Origin of the sequence: Achromobacter sp. NFACC18-2 (genome assembly GCF_900108985.1) — a bacterium.
Classification (GTDB): domain Bacteria; phylum Pseudomonadota; class Gammaproteobacteria; order Burkholderiales; family Burkholderiaceae_B; genus Achromobacter.
On record NZ_FNYM01000001.1, the window covers coordinates 211317 to 231623 of the forward strand.

17 protein-coding genes and 1 pseudogene are annotated in these 20307 nt (G+C 66.4%); 10 read left to right on the forward strand and 8 right to left on the reverse strand.

The features are described from left to right. Positions 1 to 2 precede the first annotated feature (2 nt). From glnH to BMW75_RS01035, 5 genes are all read left to right on the forward strand, one after another. Positions 3 to 752 carry a glutamine ABC transporter substrate-binding protein GlnH gene (gene glnH / locus BMW75_RS01015; RefSeq protein ID WP_092575633.1) on the forward strand — a complete coding sequence of 250 codons (750 nt, stop codon included), beginning with the start codon at positions 3 to 5 and terminating at the stop codon, positions 750 to 752. Between the two features lie 164 nt (positions 753 to 916). Then, positions 917 to 1573 carry a glutamine ABC transporter permease GlnP gene (gene glnP, locus BMW75_RS01020; protein ID WP_076521033.1) on the forward strand — a complete coding sequence of 219 codons (657 nt, stop codon included), beginning with the start codon at positions 917 to 919 and terminating at the stop codon, positions 1571 to 1573. Next, positions 1570 to 2298, forward strand: coding sequence for a glutamine ABC transporter ATP-binding protein GlnQ (gene glnQ, locus BMW75_RS01025; protein WP_092575636.1), 729 nt, complete (start codon positions 1570 to 1572; stop codon positions 2296 to 2298). Before glnP ends, glnQ begins: the two co-directional genes overlap by 4 nt. A 96-nt stretch (positions 2299 to 2394) precedes the next feature. After that, the gene (locus BMW75_RS01030) at positions 2395 to 2889 is read left to right on the forward strand and encodes a MarR family winged helix-turn-helix transcriptional regulator (RefSeq protein WP_175493062.1); all 495 of its coding nucleotides are present in this window, start codon (positions 2395 to 2397) and stop codon (positions 2887 to 2889) included. Next, positions 2886 to 3656 (forward strand): DNA alkylation repair protein, encoded by a 771-nt coding sequence (locus tag BMW75_RS01035; RefSeq protein WP_092575642.1) that lies wholly within the window; start codon positions 2886 to 2888, stop codon positions 3654 to 3656. Before BMW75_RS01030 ends, BMW75_RS01035 begins: the two co-directional genes overlap by 4 nt. 132 nt (positions 3657 to 3788) lie before the next feature. Here the strand turns inward: BMW75_RS01035 and BMW75_RS01040 are convergent, their stop codons facing one another. The 3 genes from BMW75_RS01040 to gmk are packed head-to-tail and all read right to left on the reverse strand — an operon-like array spanning position 3789 to position 6986. Next, a complete protein-coding gene (locus BMW75_RS01040; RefSeq protein WP_092575644.1) occupies positions 3789 to 6083 on the reverse strand; it encodes a RelA/SpoT family protein in 2295 nt (764 codons plus the stop codon). A gap of 22 nt (positions 6084 to 6105) precedes the next feature. Continuing rightward, on the reverse strand, positions 6106 to 6309 hold the full coding sequence (gene rpoZ, locus BMW75_RS01045) for a DNA-directed RNA polymerase subunit omega (protein WP_006219679.1): 204 nt from the start codon (positions 6307 to 6309) through the stop codon (positions 6106 to 6108). 44 nt (positions 6310 to 6353) lie between these two features. Continuing rightward, the gene (gene gmk, locus BMW75_RS01050; protein ID WP_092575646.1) at positions 6354 to 6986 is read right to left on the reverse strand and encodes a guanylate kinase; all 633 of its coding nucleotides are present in this window, start codon (positions 6984 to 6986) and stop codon (positions 6354 to 6356) included. Between the two features lie 153 nt (positions 6987 to 7139). Here gmk and BMW75_RS01055 point away from each other — a divergent pair, with 153 nt between their 5' ends. Beyond that, positions 7140 to 7910 carry an SDR family oxidoreductase gene (locus tag BMW75_RS01055; RefSeq protein ID WP_076521029.1) on the forward strand — a complete coding sequence of 257 codons (771 nt, stop codon included), beginning with the start codon at positions 7140 to 7142 and terminating at the stop codon, positions 7908 to 7910. Positions 7911 to 8003: 93 nt separating this feature from the next. Here the strand turns inward: BMW75_RS01055 and BMW75_RS01060 are convergent, their stop codons facing one another. Beyond that, positions 8004 to 8600 carry a C40 family peptidase gene (locus BMW75_RS01060; RefSeq protein ID WP_092575649.1) on the reverse strand — a complete coding sequence of 199 codons (597 nt, stop codon included), beginning with the start codon at positions 8598 to 8600 and terminating at the stop codon, positions 8004 to 8006. Positions 8601 to 8974: 374 nt separating this feature from the next. On the opposite strand from BMW75_RS01060, the gene BMW75_RS01065 reads away from it, so the two are divergent. Together BMW75_RS01065 and BMW75_RS01070 are read left to right on the forward strand one after the other, a co-directional pair. Next, positions 8975 to 10474, forward strand: a complete 1500-nt coding sequence (locus tag BMW75_RS01065) for an AMP nucleosidase (RefSeq protein ID WP_371466478.1) — start codon at positions 8975 to 8977, stop codon at positions 10472 to 10474. Positions 10475 to 10630: 156 nt separating this feature from the next. Continuing rightward, the gene (locus BMW75_RS01070) at positions 10631 to 12190 is read left to right on the forward strand and encodes an amino acid permease (RefSeq protein ID WP_092575652.1); all 1560 of its coding nucleotides are present in this window, start codon (positions 10631 to 10633) and stop codon (positions 12188 to 12190) included. Between the two features lie 19 nt (positions 12191 to 12209). Here BMW75_RS01070 and BMW75_RS01075 read toward each other — a convergent pair whose 3' ends face one another. Beyond that, positions 12210 to 13142 carry a YicC/YloC family endoribonuclease gene (locus tag BMW75_RS01075; protein WP_076521027.1) on the reverse strand — a complete coding sequence of 311 codons (933 nt, stop codon included), beginning with the start codon at positions 13140 to 13142 and terminating at the stop codon, positions 12210 to 12212. A 184-nt stretch (positions 13143 to 13326) separates the two neighbouring features. Here BMW75_RS01075 and rph point away from each other — a divergent pair, with 184 nt between their 5' ends. Continuing rightward, positions 13327 to 14061, forward strand: coding sequence for a ribonuclease PH (gene rph, locus BMW75_RS01080; protein WP_092575655.1), 735 nt, complete (start codon positions 13327 to 13329; stop codon positions 14059 to 14061). 7 nt (positions 14062 to 14068) lie between these two features. Here rph and BMW75_RS01085 read toward each other — a convergent pair whose 3' ends face one another. Both BMW75_RS01085 and BMW75_RS01090 read right to left on the reverse strand, forming a co-directional pair. Beyond that, on the reverse strand, positions 14069 to 15451 hold the full coding sequence (locus BMW75_RS01085) for an MmgE/PrpD family protein (protein ID WP_092575657.1): 1383 nt from the start codon (positions 15449 to 15451) through the stop codon (positions 14069 to 14071). Positions 15452 to 15467: 16 nt separating this feature from the next. Then, on the reverse strand, positions 15468 to 16628 hold the full coding sequence (locus BMW75_RS01090) for an acyl-CoA dehydrogenase family protein (RefSeq protein ID WP_092575660.1): 1161 nt from the start codon (positions 16626 to 16628) through the stop codon (positions 15468 to 15470). Positions 16629 to 16857: 229 nt separating this feature from the next. Between BMW75_RS01090 and BMW75_RS01095 the strand changes: the two are divergent. Continuing rightward, positions 16858 to 18291, forward strand: a pseudogene (locus tag BMW75_RS01095) (methyl-accepting chemotaxis protein); the annotation flags it as partial. Between the two features lie 150 nt (positions 18292 to 18441). On the opposite strand, the gene BMW75_RS01100 reads toward BMW75_RS01095, so the two are convergent. Next, on the reverse strand, positions 18442 to 20295 hold the full coding sequence (locus tag BMW75_RS01100; RefSeq protein ID WP_254791898.1) for an EAL domain-containing protein: 1854 nt from the start codon (positions 20293 to 20295) through the stop codon (positions 18442 to 18444). Positions 20296 to 20307: the final 12 nt, after the last annotated feature.

The window sequence follows — 20307 nt, forward strand, 5'->3', positions numbered from 1 at the left end:
TCATGATCAAGCGTAAAGTCGCCGCCGCACTGGTCGGCCTGTCCCTCACCCTGACCGGCGCTTCGGCCGTCCAGGCCCAGGGCAAGGAATTGGTGGTCGCCACCGATACCGCTTTCGTGCCGTTCGAATTCAAGCAGGGCAATACCTATACCGGATTCGACGTCGATCTTTGGGCGGCCATCGCCAAGGAACTCAACCTCAAGTACAAGCTGCAACCGATGGACTTCGCCGGCATCATCCCCGGCCTGCAGACCAAGAACATCGACGCTGCGCTGGCTGGCATCACGATACGCGACGATCGCAAGAAGGTCATCGATTTCTCCGATCCCTACTACGAAAGCGGCCTGGCCATCCTGGTGGGCGAAAAGAACACCGACATCAAGGACGCCGCCTCGCTGGCCGGCAAGACCGTGGCCGTCAAAACCGGCACCGCCACGGTGGACTTCCTGCGGTCCCAGGTCCCCGACGCCAAGCTCAAGCTGTTCCCCAATATCGACAACGCCTACCTGGAACTGGCGACCGGCCGCGTGGACGCCGCGGTGCACGACACGCCCAACGTGCAGTATTACGCCAACACGGCCGGCAAGGGCCGCGTGAAGGTGATCGGGTCGGTCAAGAGCGGCGACTTCTACGGCATCGCCTTCCCCAAGGGCAGCCCGTTGGTGCCCGAGGTGAACAAGGCGCTCGCCACGCTCAAGGCCAACGGCCAGTACGACGCGATCTACACCAAGTGGTTCGGCAAGAAGCCCTGACGGGCCCGGATAGCCGCACTTTTCGCGGGCGCGCCGCCTAGGCGGGACGGGACCATGCCGGCGCCGGCCGCAATGCCGGCTTCCGGCGCGGGCACCGTCCCCGCGCTTACGCGGTTGCCTGCGCCATGATAGGGGCGCGCCATCGCGCGCCAGGGGGGAAGATCGTGGAGTTCGACTGGGCTGTAATCAACGATGCGCTACCCAATCTCCTGACGGGTACGCTCATGACCATCAAGATCACGTTCTGGGGCCTGGCGGGCGGTTTTCTGCTGGGGGCGCTGTCCGGCGTGACGCGGGCCTACGGGAACGCGATTCTCTCGGGCATCGCGCAGGTCTATGTCGCGGTCATCCGCGGCACGCCGATCGTGGTGCAGGTCATGTTCATCTATTTCGCGCTGCCCCTGCTGGCGGACATCCGGGTGGACGCCGAATGGGCGGCCATCGTCACCCTCATCATCAATTCGGGCGCCTACATCTCGGAAATCGTGCGCGGGTCGCTGCTGTCGGTCCACAAGGGGCTGAAGGAAGCGGGGCAGGCCATGGGGCTGCCTTTCCACAAGATCCTGTTGCACATCATCGGGCCGGTCGCATTCCGGCGGATGATCCCCCCGCTGGGCAACCAGTGCATCATCAGCCTGAAAGACTCGTCGCTCTTCATCGTGATCGGCGTGGCCGAACTGACCCGGCAGGGACAGGAAATCATGGCCAGCAATTTCCGCGCGGTCGAAATCTGGTCGGCCGTCGCGATCATCTACCTGATACTCACGGGCCTGATGGCGCTGACCCTGCATCTGGTCGAAAAGAGGATGCGCATCCTATGAGCATGATCGAATTCCATAACGTCACCAAGCGCTTTGGCGACTCGACGGTGCTAGATGGCATCTCGTTGAACATCGATGCGGGCGAGGTCGTGGTGGTGGTGGGGCCGTCCGGCTCCGGCAAGTCCACATTCCTGCGCTGCATCAACGTGCTGGAGACCATCAACGAGGGCGACCTGCTGGTCGATGGCCTCAGCGTGAAAGGGGATCCGGCGCAAATCCGCGAGATACGGCGCGAGGCGGGCATGGTGTTCCAGCAGTTCAATCTGTTTCCGCAGATGACGGCGCTGGAAAACGTCATGTTCGGGCCGGTGCACACCCGGGGCCAGGGCCGGGCGGAAGCGCGCAAGCTAGCCGGGGAGTTGCTTGCCAAGGTCGGGCTGGCCGAACGCATGAACCACTATCCGGCCGAACTTTCGGGCGGCCAGCAGCAGCGCGTGGCGATCGCACGCGCGCTGGCGATCATGCCCAAGCTGATGCTGTTCGACGAGCCCACCTCCGCGCTGGATCCCGAACTGCGCCATGAGGTGCTGCAGGTCATGCGCGACCTGGCCGAGGAGGGCATGACCATGGTGGTCGTCACGCACGAAATGGAATTCGCGCGCAAGGTCGGCAGCCGGCTCATTTTCATCGACGCCGGCAAGATCGCGCACGACGGTCCGCCAGAGGAACTGCTGAACAATCCTCCCAGCCAGCGCCTGAAGGACTTTCTGCAGCATGTGACGTGAAACGGTCCGTTGTCACGTGCAGAGGGCCACGCGGCCGCACGGTTTTTGGTGTGGCTGGCATATAATTAGCCACCGTATAGTATGGTGGCTTTCAAATTGGAACTTGAGCAGAAGTACCGTGCGCTCATTCAGGAAGCGCAACGACGCAACACGCCCGACGTAGAGGGCATTTTTCTATGCTTTCAGACGCTTTCGCTGGCTGCCAAAATCGACCGCGACTGCGCCGCGCTACTGGCGCCGCATGGCCTGTCGGAAGGGCGCTTTGTCCTGCTGTTTTTGCTTGATGCCGCGCCTGATGGCCTGGCTCCCAATGCGCTGGCCGAACGCGCCGGCATCACCCGAGCCACCGTCACGGGTTTGCTCGACGGCCTGGAGCGGGAAGCACTGATCGAGCGGCATGCGGACGCCAACGATCGTCGCGCCCTGTGCATACGGCTCACGCGCAAGGGAAAGCGGATTGCCAAGCAGGTGTTCGAGCAACACGGCCGCTGGATCGCCGGCCTGTACGGCAACCTTTCCAAGCCAGAGCGCAAACAACTAGCCGCCCTGTTGGAAAAGATTGCGGGCAATCTGGGGGGGACGGCGTCATGACTGCTCCCCGAAAAGGTGCCACCCGAGCTGCCGATATTCCCGCCGACGTCTTGCAGGCCCTGTCGCGCGGCGAGATGCAGAGCGCGACCTTGGCCGAATGCATGGCGCTTGATCAAGCGACACTCATGCGCGTGGTTTTTCCGGAGCTGCCGCCCAAGGTGCTGAAAGATGTCGATTCGGCTTGCGAACTCGGTGTTCTGAAACGCATGGGCCGCATCGGCGCGGTGTTGCTGGATGCGCTGGGCCCCGACGGCATCGAAGTCTGCCGGGCGCATAGCGCCGATACCGTGCGTGGCTGGGCTTGCTTCATGATCGGCGCCCAACCCGATCTGCCTCCGTCTGCGCGCCTGTCCGCTATCCGGCCGTTGGCGGACGACGACCATTTCGGCGTGCGCGAGTGGGCCTGGATGGCGGTACGCCCACATTTGGCGGAGGCGCTGAATGTGTCCATCGCCCTTTTGGCGCAATGGACGTCATCGCCTTCCGAACGGTTGCGCCGCTTCGCTAGCGAAGCGCTTCGGCCGCGCGGCGTTTGGAGTGCACATATCGCAGCCCTCAAGCACGAGCCGGCACAGGCGCTACCGATTCTGTCGCCATTGCGCGCCGATCCTTCCGTCTACGTGCAGGACTCGGTGGCCAACTGGCTCAATGATGCCGCCAAGGATCAGCCCGCCTGGGTGCGCGATCTCTGCGCCCAATGGTTACAGCCCACGCCTGCGGACGCCACCCGCCGCATCTGCGAGCGCGCCATGCGCAGTCTGAAGTGACGAGGCTCCTCTCATGTGCGGCTATCTGGTTGCCGCGATACTACCGATGATGAGGTGAGCGCGGCCGCGCGGCCGGCGCAGACATGAAAAAAGGCGTCCGGTTTTGCCGGACGCCTTCGGGATTGCAGTGCCTCAGCCCTTCACCCGGACGATCTTCTGCACCTGCGGCACATGCCGGATCGCGCGGATGACCTGGGCCAGGTGCTTGCGGCTGTCCACCTGGATCGTCAGGTGCAGCGACACGGTGGCGACGGCATCATCGTGCATCGTGACGTGGACGATGTTGGCGTCGGCTGCGGTGACTTCAGCCGCCAGCCGTCCCAGCACGCCGCGTTCATTGCGCGTGACGATGTCCAGGCGCGTGGCCAGGTGCTTGGCGGTCTGCGCGTCCCAGCCCACGCTGATCCAGCGTTCGGGTTCGCGCAGGCGTTGGCGCATCGCCACGGGGCAGTCGGCGGTATGCACCACCAGGCCATGGCCCATGCGCATTCCGGCCACGATGGGGTCGCCGGGCAGCGGGCCACAGCAGGGGGCCAGTTGCACGGCCTGGCCTTCGTTGCCCTGGATCAGGATGGGCGCGCTGCGCGCCGAGGTCAGTTCGTCCACCGCAGCGGCGGTGGTGGCGACCAGCTGGTGCTCGGGGGCGAAGCGGCGCGCGACGACCGCCGCCAGCCGCTTGCCCAAGCCGATGTCGGCCAGGATTTCCTCGCGCGAGCTGGCGCCGGTGCTGCGCGCCAGCTTCTGCCATGCCGGGTCGTCCGTGGCGGGCAGGGGCATGTGCAGCTCCTGCATCGCCTGGGCGAGCAGCCGCTCGCCAAAGGCAACCGACTCTTCGTACTTGACCGTGCGCAGGTAGTGCCGGATCTCGGAGCGCGCCCGGCCGGTGCGCACGTAATTGAGCCACTGCGCGTTGGGACGCGAAGCCGGGGACGTGACGATTTCCACGGTGTCGCCGCTGCTCAGTTCGGTGCGCAGAGGGACGAACTCGCCGTTGACCTTGGCCGCCACCGCCTGGTTGCCGATGTCGGTGTGGATCGCATAGGCGAAATCCACCGGCGTGGCACCCCGGGGCAGCGAAATGATCTTGCCGCGCGGCGTGAACACGTAGACGGCATCCGGAAACAGGTCGACCTTGACGTGTTCGAGGAATTCGCCGGAATCGCCGGTCTGGCTCTGGATGTCCAGCAGCGATTGCAGCCACTGGTGGGTGCGCTTCTGCAGGTCGTTGAGCGTCAGGTCGGCGCCCTTGTACAGCCAGTGCGAGGCCACGCCTTCTTCCGCGACATGATGCATGTCGCGCGTGCGGAACTGGAATTCAACCGGCGTGCCGTAGGGGCCGACCAGCGTGGTGTGCAGGGACTGGTAGCCGTTCACCTTGGGGATGGCGATGTAGTCCTTGAACTTGCCGGGCACCGGGCGGAACAACTGGTGCAGCGTGCCCAGCGCCAGATAGCACTCGGGCAGCGTATGGACCACGACGCGGAAACCGTAGATGTCCAGCACGTCCGAGAACGACTTCTTCTGGTCGACCATCTTGCGGTAGATGCCGAACAGGGTCTTTTCGCGGCCGCTGACCTCGGCTTCGATGCCCGCGGCGGGCAGGGCGGCGCGCACGGAATCGGCGATCTTGGTGATGACCTCGCGACGATTGCCGCGCGCGGCCAGCACGGCCTTGTACAGCACCTGGTAGCGGTTGGGGTACATCGCGGCAAAGCACAGGTCCTGCAGTTCGCGGAACAGCAGGTTCAGGCCCAGCCGGTGCGCGATGGGCGCGTAGATGTCCAGGGTCTCGCGCGCGATGCGGCGCCGCTTTTCGGGGTTGACCGCGTCCAGCGTGCGCATGTTGTGCAGCCGGTCGGCCAGCTTGATGAGGATGACGCGCACGTCGCGCGCCATCGCCAGCAGCATTTTCCGGAAGCTTTCAGCCTGTTGTTCGGCCTTGGTGGCGAAATCCAGGCGGTCCAGCTTGGACAGGCCGTCGACCAGTTCCGCGACTTCGGGGCCGAATCGTTCGGCCAGCTCGTGCTTGGCGATGCCCTGGTCTTCCATCACGTCGTGCAGCAGGGCGGCAGACAGCGCGTTGACGTCGAGCTTCCAGCCCGCGCAGATTTCCGTGACGGCGATGGGATGAGAGATGTAGGGCGAGCCGCTGGCGCGGAACTGGCCCAGGTGCGCCTGGTCCGCGAAGCGATAGGCTTCGCGCACGCGCTCTACATCGTTCTTGTCGAGATAGCTGCCGATGATTTCGGTCAGCGGCGCCAGCGAGGCGACCGGGGATCCGGTCGCGTCCGCCGCTTCTTGCGCGGCGACGGACGGTAGCGTGGGGGAGTTCTTATCTTTCTTGCCCGTGCGGCGCCCGAGACGGGAGCCGGCACGCAGTGCGGCAAGCAGACCAGATGAAGCGTACTTCAGCCCGGGAAAAGCCATGCTAGCAGCCCCCCGGCAGTGATCAGGTGGGAACTTTACGCAGCATTTCCACGCCGGTGAGGCCGCCCGCGATTTCGCGCAGTGCAGTGACCGTGGGCTTGTCTTTGCTGTCCAGGCGCGGGGCATGGCCTTGCGCCAATTCACGGGCACGGTACGTCGCGGCCAGCGTGAGCTTGAAACGGTTGGGGATTTGATTCAGACAGTCTTCGACGGTAATGCGAGCCATTAGGACACCTGGTGCTGATGGAAGAGAGGGAGAATGCGTTCGGCTCAGTGTTCGGCCGGGATGCCAAGTTGGGCAAACAAGTCGGCGTGCCGGGCGGCCTGAGACGAAAAGCGTAGCCGCGCGGCGCTGACAATTTGGGTCAGTTCCGACAAGGCTACGCTAAATTCTTGATTAATAATAACATATTCGCATTCAGGCGCGTGGGCGATTTCGCCGCCCGCCGCCATCAGCCGGCGGGCGATGACCTGCGGCGCATCCTGGCCGCGCGCCTTGAGCCGGCTTTCGAGTTCGTCGATCGAGGGCGGCAGCACAAAAATGCCGATCGCGCCGGGGAAACGCTGCCTCACCTGGCGCGCGCCCTGCCAGTCAATCTCGAGCAGCACGTCGCGGCCCTGGCTGGTGGCCTCGTCGATGCGATCGCGGGGGGTGCCGTAGAAATTGCCGTGGACTTCGGCCCATTCCAGCAGGTTCTGGGCTTCGCGCATGCGCTTGAATTCGTCGGCCGACACGAACCGGTATTCACGGCCGTCTGCTTCGCCCGGGCGGGGCGCGCGCGTGGTGCACGAAATGGAAAGCAGGATGGAAGGATCCTGCGCGAGCAGGGCCTTCACGAGGCTGGACTTGCCGGCGCCGCTGGGCGCGACGACCATGAAGACGTTTCCGGGAGTGGCGTGCATGAATGAATGTGACCGGCGTGTGATGCTAAGACTCGAAGAATAGCAAATCGCGCGGTGCGGCTGTTGAAAGTGTGTTGCGCTTGGAACCTTCGCTTGCAGCATCCGCGGGACGATTCGGGTAGGATTTCGCGCATCCATAAGCAGGAGAATCCGATGACGACGAACGAGATCGACCCACCCCGCGTGGCCTTGGTAACCGGCGCCGGCACCGGCATAGGCCGCGCGGTTGCCCTGGAATTCCTGGCGCAGGGCTATCGGGTCGTGCTGGCCGGCCGCCGGCGCGAGCCGCTCGAAGCCACGCGCACCGCCGCGGGCGAAGACGGTTTGCGGGCGCTGGTGGTGCCCACGGACGTGTCGGACGAGCAGGCGGTCCGGGATCTCTTCGACACCGCCCAGCGCGAATACGGCCGCCTCGACGTGCTCTTCAATAACGCCGGGCGCGGTGCGCCGGCGGTGCCGATCGAGGAATTGCCGGTGTCCGTCTGGCGCGACGTGGTCGACACCAATCTGACCGGCATGTTTCTGTGCGCCCAGGCCGCGATACGCATCATGAAGGCGCAGACCCCGCGCGGCGGACGCATCATCAACAATGGCTCGATCTCCTCGCACGCCCCGCGTCCGTTCTCGATCGCCTACACGGCCACCAAGCATGCCGTGACCGGCCTGACCAAGTCGATTTCGCTGGATTGCCGGCCGTACAACATCGCCTGCGGCCAGATCGACATCGGCAACGCCGCGACCGAAATGACCGAGCGCATGGCCGCCGGCATCCTGCAGGCCGACGGCAGCACCAAGGTGGAGCCGCGCATGGACGTGGCCCACGTGGCGCAGGCCGTGGCCGCCATGGCCCGCCTGCCGCTGGACGCCAACGTGCAGTTCATGACGCTGATGGCCACCAACATGCCGTTCGTGGGCCGGGGCTGACGCTTCCGGTCCGGCAGCGGGCATTGGGCGCACGGCCTTCGGTCATGCGCCCATCCGTCCCCCAGGGCGCCAGCCCGTAACGTACTTGCCGGCTCAGCGCGAGGCTTGGGCCAACATCTGCTTGGGCGGCGTGTCCAGGTAGGCGCGGGCGCCGAGGTAGCGCTTGGACCAGTACGCGGATTTCATGTCGTCCACCCGCACCTTCGTGCCGCGGCGCGGCGCGTGCACGAACTTGTTCTGGCCGATGTAAATGCCCACGTGCGAGGTCACGCCCCGTCCGCGGGTGGCGAAAAACACCAGGTCGCCAGGACGCAGTTCCTTTTTGGCGGCGACTTTGTGCCCCTCGGAGCGCTGCGCGCGGGCGGTGCGGGGCAGTTCGAGTCCGGCGATTTCGCGGAAGACATATAGAACGAGGCCGCTGCAATCAAAACCGTCGGCGTCGTCGCCGCCCCAGCTGTACGGCGTGCCGATGGCTTCCAGGCCGGCCTGCACGACGCGTTCGCGCAGCGTGGGCACCGTGGGCTCTTGCGCCAGGCGCAGGCCGCTGAGGGTGGGGCGGGCCTGATCGGAAGCCAGCGATGCGTGGGCGGCGCCGGGGGGCCAGGACAGGGTCAGGGCCAACAGCGGCGCTGACAGGAATGCGGGAATGCGGAAAAAGGAAAAGCGGACTTTTCGCGTGGGCGGCGTCATTACGTCACTTCAAGAATCGGAGTGGGCGGCATGGCTTTGCCTGGGATGGCAAGCCGGCGGAAAAGGGAGCGGTTCGCAGGCGGAACACCCGGAACGCCTCACGATTATAATGTAATAATGTTTCATTACATTTGTAGTGCAATGCAGCATTATCGGCCGCCCGCTGTTACGGCCTTTCCACCGGCTGCCGTAACAGGACGCCCCCCTGGCGATCCCGGATGCGGCAAGGATGCGCGGATATCCCCATCCGCGTGCGGGCCTGTCACGTGATCGCGCACCGCCTCGGGCATAATCGACTGCATCGGCTCCCCGCGGCGCCGCCGCGCGCGGCAAGGGATTCGAGCAAGACAGATAAGAAGGCGGAGTAAAGCTCAATGATGAACGCAGTACACCTTTTGTCGTCCTTCAACCGGCCCGAGGCGTTGCCCTTCGAACCCTTCCAGGACGCACAGTCCGCGGTGGACCGGCTGGCTGAAATCTATGCGCGCAACACGGCTTTTTTGCGTACTGCCTTTCGTGAGGTCTTGAAGGACCCCGGCAATGGCGCCGCCCGTTTCAGGGCCTATTACCCAGCCATCCGCATCGTCGTGGAGACCTACGACCCCATCGACACCCGGCTTTCGTACGGCCATGTCGCCGAACCGGGCATCTACCAGACGACCATCACGCAGCCGGCGCTGTTTCGCGATTACCTGATCGAGCAGGTCGGCCAGTTGTTGCAGAACCATCGGGTGGCGGTTGAAGTGGGCGAATCCGATTCGCCGATTCCGCTGCACTTCGCCTTTCCCGAGGGCGCCTACGTGGAAGGCGAGCACCTGGAGGCGCTCAAGCGGCCCCTGCGCGACCTGTTCGACGTGCCGGACCTGGCGGTCACGGACGACGCCATCGTCAACGGCTCCTGGCGGGGCAAGGAAGGCGAGCCCCGGCCGCTCGCGCCGTTCACGGCGCAGCGGGTGGACTATTCGCTGCACCGGCTGCAGCACTACACCTCGACCGCGCCGGCGCACTTCCAGAATTTCGTGCTGTTCACCAATTACCAGTTTTATGTGGACGAGTTCTGCGCGCGCGCCCGCGCGCTCATGGCCAGCGGCAACGAAGACTACGAGATGCTCGTCGAGCCGGGCAATCGCATCACCCGCCGCGGCGAAAGCGGCCCGGGCGACGAGGTCCAGCCGGTGCGCCTGCCGCAAATGCCCGCGTACCACCTGGTACGCGGCGACCATTCCGGCATCACCCTGGTGAATATCGGCGTCGGGCCGTCCAACGCCAAGACGATCACGGACCACATCGCCGTGCTGCGCCCGCACGCCTGGCTCATGCTCGGGCACTGCGCCGGCCTGCGAGACTCGCAGCGGCTGGGCGACTACGTGCTGGCGCATGGCTACGTGCGCGAAGACCACGTGCTGGACGACGACCTGCCCACCTGGGTGCCGGTGCCGGCGCTTGCCGAGGTGCAGGTTGCGCTGGAGCAGGCGGTGGAAGAGGTGGCCGGGCTGTCCGGGTGGGACTTGAAGCGCATCATGCGCACAGGCACGGTGGCGACCATCGACAACCGGAACTGGGAATTGCGCGATCACGTCGACCTGGTGGAACGCTTCGCGCAGTCGCGCGCGATCGCCCTGGATATGGAGTCCGCCACGATCGCGGCGAACGGCTTCCGGTTCCGGGTGCCTTACGGAACCCTGCTGTGCGTGTCGGACAAACCCCTGCACGGCGAGCTTAAGCTGCCGGGCATGGCCAGCGCGTTCTACCGGCGCCAGGTCAACCAGCATCTGGAAATCGGCATCCGGGCGCTGGAGCGCCTGCGGGACATGCCGCCGGAGCGGTTGCATTCGCGCAAGCTGCGCACGTTCATGGAAACAGCGTTTCAATAAATGCGAGGCGGGCGGGGCGCCAGGACGGTTGATCCGTCCCCCGCCGCGGGTCATTTTTCATGTCGGGGCCGATTGCGCTATTCTCGCGCGTTGCTCGGATTTCCCAGGGCCTACGCGCTGCGTTGCGCGGGGCCTGCAGACGTGAAGGAATGCATTTTGGCTCCATCGGAACACGATGATCGCCGCTCAGGCGGCACGCGCAAATCGGAGGCGGGCAGGCCGTCCGAACTGCGGCGCACGCTGTCCGCGCGCCACCTGACGATGATCGCCGTGGGCGGGTCGATCGGCACCGGGCTGTTCGTGGCGTCGGGCGCGACCATCGCCAAGGCCGGCCCCGGCGGCGCGCTGCTGGGGTACGTGCTGATCGGCATCATGGTCTATTTCCTGATGACCAGCCTGGGCGAACTGGCGGCCGCGATGCCGGTGTCCGGCTCGTTTTCCACCTACGGCGCACGCTACGTCGAAGACGGTTTCGGCTTCGCGCTGGGCTGGAACTATTGGTACAACTGGGCCGTCACGGTCGCGGTGGATCTGGTGGCGGCGCAGCTCGTCATGGCGTATTGGTTTCCGGACGTGCCCGGGTTCTACTGGAGCGCCTTGTTCCTGGCGGTCACTTTTGGACTGAACGCCCTGTCTGCCCGAGGCTTCGGCGAGGCGGAATTCTGGTTCGCCCTCATCAAGGTGATCGCCGTGCTGGCTTTCGTCGTCATGGGCGTGATGATGCTGCTGGGCATCATCCGCGGCGGCGACACCGGGGGCCTTGCCAACTGGACCGTGGGCGACGCGCCTTTCGCCGGCGGGTTCGCCGCGCTGATCGGCGTGGCGATGGTGGTGGGCTTTTCGTTCCAGGGCACCGAACTTATCGGCATCGCCGCAGGCGAATCCAAGGACCCGGCGCGCAACCTGCCGCGCGCGGTGCGCCAGGTGTTCTGGCGCATCCTGCTGTTCTACGTGGCGGCCATCCTGGTTATCGGCCTGCTGATTCCCTATACCGATCCCCATCTGCTGCGCAACGATGTCGAGGACATCAGCGTCAGCCCGTTCGCGCTGATTTTCGAGCGGGCCGGCCTCTTGGGGGCGGCGTCGGTCATGAATGCCGTCGTGCTGACCTCGGTGCTGTCGGCCGGCAACTCGGGCATGTACGCGGCGACGCGCATGCTGTACAGCCTGGCGCGGGAAGGCAAGGCGCCGCGCATTTTCGGGCGCATTTCGCATAGCGGCGTGCCGATGTGGGCGTTGCTGGCCACCACGGCCGTCGCGGCGCTGTGCTTCTTCACGTTCATCTTCAGCCCCAACGCCGTCTATATCTGGCTGCTCAACACGTCGGGGATGACCGGCTTCATCGCGTGGCTGGGCATCGCCATCAGCCACTACCGCTTCCGCCGGGGCTACGTGAAGCAGGGCAACAGCCTGGCCGATCTGCCCTATGTGTCCCCGTTCTTTCCCTTCGGTCCGATCTTCGCGTTCGTGCTGTGCCTGATCATCACGCTGGGCCAGAACTACCAGGCCTTCCTGCAGGACCGGATCGACTGGGGCGGGGTGGTGGCCACGTATATCGGCATTCCGCTCTTCCTGCTGATCTGGGCGGGCTACCGGCTGGCGCGCGGGTCGCGCGTTGTCAACTATCGCGACATGCGCTTCCCGGATGCGCGCGCCCGCAGGGATTATCTGGATTCGGCGCTGCGGGGCGAGCCGGCCACGGGCGAGATCCGCTGAACGAGGGGCGCAACGCCCCTTATTCGATGTTCTGCGCCTGTTCGCGCATCTGCTCGATCAGCAGCTTCAGGTCCATCGCGGCGCGGGTGACTTCCATGCTGCCGGCCTTGGAGCCCAGCGTGTTGGCTTCGCGGTTCATTTCCTGGAACAGGAAGTCCAGGCGCTTGCCGGCGCTGCCGGCGTTCTTCTTGCCGGCGGACGGCTTGCCGCCGCCGTCCGTGAGCAGGTGCCGCAGTTCTTCCAGGTGCGAGCGCAGACGGGACAGCTCTTCGGCCACGTCGATGCGCAAGGCGAACAGGTTGGCTTCCTGGGACAGGCGTTCGGACAATTCGGCGCCGGAGATATGGGCAAAACCGCCGGGGAAGGCCGATTCCACGCTTTCGCGCAGCTTGGCGGCCTGCCGGTCGCGGTGGTCGGCCAAGAGTTGCGGCAGGTGGGCCTGCACGATGTCGACCACGCGGGCGACGCCGTCGGCGCATTCGCGCATCATGCCGGCGAGGCGTTCGCCTTCGCGTTCGCGGCCTTCCTGCAATTGCGTCAGGGCCTGCTGGGCGGCCTGCAGGCAGGCGGCGCCCCAGATCTGCGGATCGAGCGCGTCATTGCCACGCTGGCCGGGCCAGTTGAACAGCTCGGCCAGGCGCGGCGAGGCGATGTCGGGGATGATGCGGCGGGCGGCCTGGAGCTGTTCGGCCAGGCTTTCGAGCCAGGCAGGGTCCAGCTTGGACAGGTCCGCGCTGGCGGCGCGGGTATAGGACACGCGGATCTCAACCTTGCCGCGGGCCAGGTTGGCGGTCAGCAGTTCGCGCAGCGGCGTTTCGACGTGGCGCAGCTCGTCGGGCAGGCGGAAATACAGGTCGAGAAAGCGGCTGTTGACGCTGCGCAGTTCTATGGCAAGCGTGCCTTGTTCTAGGTCTGCTCGGGCGTTGCCGAAGGCGGTCATGCTGCGGATCATGATGGGCGTGTCCTGGTGATTCTTGGGGTGGAAGCCGGTTGCGCCGGGGCCCGCGGCGCCCAGGTCGTGGGCAGCGGGTCTGTGTTTTCAACCGGATGCATCGCGGCAGGATACTCCAAGCGCGCTGTTCCCGTGGCGCCTGCCCGTACAATGCCGCGAATCGAAGCCACGTCTGGAGCCCGCTGTGACCACTCTATCCACCCTTGCCCGGCCCTCGGGCCGCGCCGTCGACCAACTGCGTCCTTTCAGCCTGGAGCGCGCCTTCACGCGCTACGCTGAAGGGTCGGTGCTGGTGAAGGCGGGCGATACCCACGTGCTGTGCACGGCAAGCGTCCTGGACAAGGTGCCGCCTTTCCTCAAGGGCAAGGGCGAAGGCTGGGTGACGGCGGAATACGGCATGTTGCCGCGCGCCACCCACACGCGCGGCGACCGCGAGGCGGCGCGCGGCAAGCAGAGCGGCCGCACGCAGGAAATCCAGCGCCTGATCGGCCGCAGCCTGCGCGCCGTGTTCGACATGAAGGCGCTGGGCGAGCGCACGCTCCACCTGGACTGCGACGTGCTGCAAGCCGACGGCGGTACGCGGTGCGCCAGCATCACCGGCGCCTGGGTGGCGGCGGCCGATGCGGTCGCGCTGCTGATGAAACGGGGCGACCTGACGGCCAATCCCATCCGCGACGCGGTGGCCGCGGTGTCCGTGGGGCTGGTGGGCGGGCAGGCGGTGCTGGACCTGGACTATCAGGAAGATTCCGCCTGCGACGCCGACGTGAACGTCATCATGACCGGCGGCGGCGCCTTCGTGGAAGTGCAGGGCACGGGCGAAGGGGCGACCTTCACGCGTGCCGAACTGGATACGATGCTGGTGCTGGCCGAGAACGGCATCGCCAACCTGGTGCAGGCCCAGCGCGCCGCCCTGGCGTAGCGGCCGGTCAGGCGGATTGCCGGGGCAGCAGCGCGTCCACCTTGCCCCGGTTCTCCAGTGCCCAGATCGTGGCGATCAGCTCGCGCAGTTCGGGTTCGGTCGCGGCGTCCGCATAGCGGCCCAGGCTGAGCGTCTTGTCCTCGATCTCCGCGCGGCTCAGGGTGTTGCCCGGATCGCCCTTGGGTTCGTCCACCCGTCCATGCAGCGTGCGACCGTCGCGGGTATGCACCGTGACTTTGCCGATCCAGCGCTGCGGATAGGCGCCATCGACTTCGTCGTCCAGCACCATTTCCACCTTGCCGCGGAAGGCCGCGACGCCGGGGTCATCCAGGCCGGCGTCGAATTCCGCCAGCCCGGCGCGACCTTTGCGGGCGATCAGCGCCAGCACCGTTCCCATCGAGAACTTGGACTGGTGCACCGTCTGCGGGTTGACGACAGGGCCCAACACATCGATGGCGCCCTGGTGGACGTGCGCCACGACGCGCTCGACGTCGGCTTCGGTGAGGCCGTTGTCGCGCAGGGCCTGCTGCAGGGCGTCGGCCGCCGGATGCGTGTGCCGGCATGACGCGTGGAACTTGAACGAGGTTTCGGCCAACGCCCAGCGCTGGCCCAGGCGGTCGCACAGGCGGCTGGGATCAGCGTCCGTGGACATGCCGGCGGCCATGCCCTGCGGGCCTTCGAGGATGTGCCGGGCGCCCGTGAAACCTTCCCGGGCCAGGTAGGCCGCGGTGATGCCGTCGGCCGCCGCCTTGGCGGTGTGAAGCTGCTTGGAATCGGCGGCGTCGCGCAGGAACTCCCAGAGTCCGGCCGCCTGCGTGCCGGCCGAACCCAGCGCGTGGAGCATCTGCTCGGGCGTCAGGCCCAGCAAGCGGCCGGTGGTGACGGCGGCGGCCAACGTGCCCGCCGTCCCCGTGGTGTGGAAGATCTTGTAGTGGGACCGGCCCAGGAATTCGCCCACGCGGATGCCGACCTCGTAGCCCGCCACCGCGGCGGTGAGCAGGTCGCGGCCCGACGCGCCCAAGGCCTGGGCGACGGCCAGGGCAGGGGGGAACACGACCGCGGCGGGGTGGAAGACCGACCCATTGTGCACGTCGTCCTGTTCGACCACGTGCGCGGCGGCCGCGTTCACCATGGCGGCAAACAGCGGCGTCGTGCGGCGGCGGGTGATCAGGACTTCGCTGGGACCGTCCGCCGGGCCCATCGCCGCGGCGTAGCGGTCGATGGCCTGGACGGCGCGGGCGGAGGCCCCGGCCAGGATCGAGGCCAGGCAATCGAGCAGCAGGTCTTCGGCGCGGCGCAGCACCGGCGCCGGGATGTCTTCGTAGCGCAGGTTGGCGGCAAAGGCCGCGAGTTGGGCGCTCAGGTGCGGGGTGTCTTGGTCAGCGTTCATGGGCAAGGGTGGCGTGTCAGAAGGAGCGGGGCAGGCCCAGGATGTGTTCGGCGACGTACGACAGGATCAGGTTGGTCGAGATGGGCGCGACCTGGTAGAGGCGGGTTTCGCGGAACTTGCGCTCGACGTCGTACTCGTTGGCAAAGCCGAAGCCGCCGTGGAACTGCAGGCAGGCGTTGGCCGCTTCCCAGGACGCGTCGGCGGCCAGCAGCTTGGCCATGTTGGCCTGGGCGCCGCACGGCTCGTGGGCGTCGAACAGGCGGCAGGCCTCGTAGCGCATCAGGCTGGCGGCCTCGACGTTGATGTGGGCGCGGGCGATGGGGAACTGCACGCCCTGGTTCTGCCCGATGGGACGGCCGAATACCACGCGCTCTTTGGCGTAGGCGGTGACCTTGTCGACAAACCAGTAGCCATCGCCGATGCACTCGGCGGCGATCAGCGTGCGCTCGGCATTCAGGCCGTCCAGGATGTATTTGAAGCCCTTGCCTTCTTCGCCGATCAGGTTTTCTTCGGGGATTTCCAGGTTGTCGAAGAAGAGCTCGTTGGTCTCGTGGTTGACCATGTTGGGGATGGGGCGGATCGACATGCCGTGCTTGACCGCGTGGTGCAGGTCGACCAGGAAGATCGACATGCCTTCGGACTTGCGCGTCACCTGGTCGAGCGGCGTGGTGCGCGCCAGCAGGATCATCAGGTCCGAATGCTGCACGCGCGAGATCCAGACCTTCTGGCCGTTGATGACGTACCGGTCGCCGCGCTTGACCGCGGTGGTCTTGATCTTGGTGGTGTCGGTGCCAGTGGTAGGTTCGGTCACGCCCATGGACTGCAGGCGCAGTTCGCCGGCGGCGATGCGGGGCAGGTATTCGCGCTTCTGGGCTTCGGAGCCGTGGCGCAGCAGCGTGCCCATGTTGTACATCTGGCCGTGGCAGGCGCCGGAGTTGCCGCCGCTGCGGTTGATTTCTTCCATGATGACCGAGGCCTCGGTCAGTCCCAGGCCCGAGCCGCCGTATTCCTGCGGGATCAGGGCGGCCAGCCAGCCGGCTTCGGTGAGGGCGCGGACGAAATCCTCGGGGTAGCCGCGCGCCTCGTCGATCTTGCGGAAGTAGTCGGCAGGGAACTGGGCGCAGAGGTCGCGCACGGCTTCACGGATGTCCTGGTAGGCGTGGGAGGCTTGGGGCATAGGGCTGCTTATCGGGTGGGTGGGATGGTTCGATTCAGCATCGAATGTGCCGCAACGCGGCAGACGTGCCAATTCACAATTCATTAATACGGGGTTCCTGATCGCAAAAGCGCGCCTTCATGACGGCAGTGCGACATGCGGTTCCGAGGTTGTGTCAAGAAATTGCCAAACTGGGTGGTCATAATCCGCAGCACTGCCGCGCAGGCGGCGAGGCTACACACGGATTCATATGCGGAAAAATCTGAGGGTCACGACGGCGCTGTCGGCCATTCTTGCCTTGTTCGTCGTGCTGTTCGCGGTCGCCGCGGCGGCGGGCATCACGGTATTGCGCGACAACCGCGCGGATATCGAGGCCTTGGGCCGCGGCAGCATCGAAAGGGCCAGCGACCTCGCGGACATGACCAGCCGGCTGTTCCAGGCGCGCGCGGCCCTGACGGACGCCAAGACCGCCATGGAGGGCGGCCTTGAAGAGGCGCGCAACGCGTCGCTCGCGCAGGCCGACGCCTTGCTCAAGCAGGCCACGGCCAGCCTGGCGCGGCTGCGCGCCAATCCGGACGACAGTGCGCAGGGCGCGCCGCTTTTCGGGCAGGTGCTGGCGGCCTATGCCGCCTTCGCGGACCAGACCCTGGCGCCGATGCACAAGGCGATCCAGGGCTGGAACGGCATCGAGGTCAACCGCCTGACGGACAAGGCCTTGCCCACGAGCGGCGCGGCCTACGTCCAGCGGGCCGAGGCCTATCAAACCTATGCCCGCGAGCAGGGCCAGCAGGCGGTGGCGGGCGCAAGCCGCACCCTGGAGCGGGTGATCGTGGTCGCGGCGGGCGTGCTGGGTTTTGTGCTGATCCTGGCGGTGTTGATCCGCCTGGCATTTCGCCGCAGCATCCTGCGCCCGCTCAACGAGGCCGGGGCGCACTTTGACCGCATTGCGGACGGGGACCTGACGGGCGCGATCGCCCTGCGCGGCGACAACGAGATCGGGGTGCTGTATTCCGCAATGCGGCGCATGCAGACGGGGCTGTCGGCCGCGGTGGCATCGGTGCGCCAGGGCGTCGAGGAAATCCACACGGGGTCCGGCGAGATCGCGGCCGGGGGCGCCGACATGTCGGACCGCGCGGCGCGCCAGGCCGGGTCGCTGCAGGAAGCGGCGGCCAACATGACGCAGCTTGCGCATACCGTGCAGCTGACCGCCGGCAATGCCGACCTGGCAAGCCGCCAGGCGCTGAGCGCCACGCAACTGGCGCAGCGCGGCGGCCAGGCGGTCGATGAAGTCGTGCACAGCATGCAGGGCATCGCCGACAGCGCGCGGCGTATCGGCGAGATCGTGGGCGTGGTGGACAGCATCGCCTTCCAGACCAACATTCTTGCGCTCAACGCGGCGGTGGAAGCGGCGCGCGCCGGCGAGCAGGGCAAGGGATTTGCCGTGGTGGCGGGCGAGGTGCGGTCGCTCGCCCAGCGCAGCGCGCAGGCGGCCCGCGAGATCAAGGGCCTGATCGAAGATTCGGCCGGGCGGGTGGACGCCGGCGTGCGCCACGTGAAGCTGGCGGGCGAGACCATGCGCGACATGGTCGCGTCCGTGGATAGCGTCACGCAGATCGTGGCCGAGATTTCCAGCGCTACGGCCGAACAGGCTGCGGGCATTGCGTCGGTGAACGATGCCGTGGCCGACATCGAGCGCTCCACGCAGGAAACCGCCGCCATGGTCGAGCAGACGGCGGCGGCCGCCGCCGCGCTGGAATCGCAGGCGCAGGGATTGCGCCGCGCCGTGGCCAAGTTCCAGATCGCCCAGGGGGCGCAGCCCGCCGGCGTCCAGGCCTTAGCCGGTGAGCTGCGGCAGGATGGCCCCGGCGTAGCGCTCGGCCACCAGCGACAGGTTCCCGTGCTTGACCTTGTGCTTGACATGCGCGGCAGCCGACGCGATGTCCTCCGGGCGGATGCGCTCGCATAGCGAGGGCGTGACGGTCAGGGCGCCCACGCCCAGCGTCACGAAGGGAAAGAAGCGCGGCACGCCGTAGCGGTCCTCGGCCTCGATGCCGCCGTTGCGGCGGCCCTGTTCGTCGTACAGGGCCACCGCCGCCTCGTTGAACTCCGCGATGATGCGCTCGATGCGCGCCATCCAGTCCGCGCTGCGCAGCAGTACGACGAAGTCGTCGCCGCCCACGTGTCCCACGAAATCGCGCTGCGGATCGCAGTGGCGTTTGATAACCTCGGCGGTGAGCATGATCATGTCGTCGCCGCGCCAGTAACCGTAGACGTCATTGAACGGCTTGAAGTTGTTCAGGTCGCCGTAGCAGATGGTGAAGTCGGCGGCGTCTTCCAGCAGCGTGGCGATGTGCCGGCTGATGGGAATGTTGCCCGGCAGCGACGTGAGCGGATTGGCGTAGCGGGCGGCCTCGATGCGCATTTCGGTCACCGAGCGCACCAGCGTCTCGCCCGTGGCCAGGCCGTCGTAGCGGCCCTCGCGGGTGATGATCAGCCCGTCCATCAGGTAGCGCTGGTCTTCGGAGATCAGCACATGGCTCAACTGGTCGATGGACACGTTCACGTCCACCAGCACGGGCTCGGCATTCATGAAGGTCGAGCAGGCATCGCGCCCGAACAGCTCGCGCGTGTAGCGCTGGGCGTAGTGTTCCGAGAAATCCCGCCGGTTGATGATGCCGACCGGCCGGTTGTCGCCGTCGATCACCGCCACGGCGTGCAGGTTCTTGTGTTCGATGAACAGCCGGTGCACGTCGTCGTTGGTGTGTTTGGTCAGCAGGGCGGCCGGGGCCTCGACCCGCAGGCTGGCCGCGGTACCGCCCGCCGAGCGTTGCGACACCGGGGCCGACGAGCGCGAGCGCAGCGAATCGCGCAGCGGCGGCGTCAGTTCGGTCAACAGCGTCTCGTCGGGCATGCCCAGGAACCAGCCCTGCGCGTAGCGGATGTCCAGCTCGCGCACCACCGCCAGGTCCGCGGCGGTTTCGATGCCTTCGGCAACGACGGAGGTGCCCAGGTGCTGCGCGACCTTCAGAATGGCGCGCACCATGTTCTGCTTGCGCTCGTCGTGGCCGATGCCGTCAAAGAAGTAACGGTCGATCTTGACCAGCTCGGGCTGGGTTTCAGCCCAGAGTTGCAGATTGGAATTGCCGACGCCGTAGTCGTCGAGCGCGATGCGCATGCCGGCCTCGCGCAGGCAGGCGAATGCGTCGTGCAGCTCGCCCATGCGGTCCGACAGCGGATCCTGTTCGGTGAGTTCGACGATGATGCTGCCCGGTTCGAGCGCGCAATCCTTGAGCAGCCGGGCCGGCATGTCGTGGCCCCACAGCGTCCAGTAATGGAGCAGGGCCGATCCGGACAGGTTGAGGAACAGCTTGCCGGCGGCGTCGTTCTGTTCAAACCCGCGCGCCCCGGCGCGGAAGCTGGCCAGTTCGAGCTGCGGATGCAGCCCCTGGCGGCGCGCCTCGGCGAACAGGGCATCGGGAAAGTGCAGGGGAGTGTCGGCGGGGCCGCGGATCAGGCTCTCGTGGCCATAGATGCGGCTGTGCGACAGGTCGACCACCGGCTGGAAGCGCGGACGCAACAATCTTTCGCGCAGGATGCCGGCCAGGCTGGCATGGGCGGGCGCTCCGTGGGCTGGGTTGAGGAGCGCGCGGGACGCGGCCGGCCTGGGCAAAGCGTGAAGTGAGTTCATCGCCGGGGCATT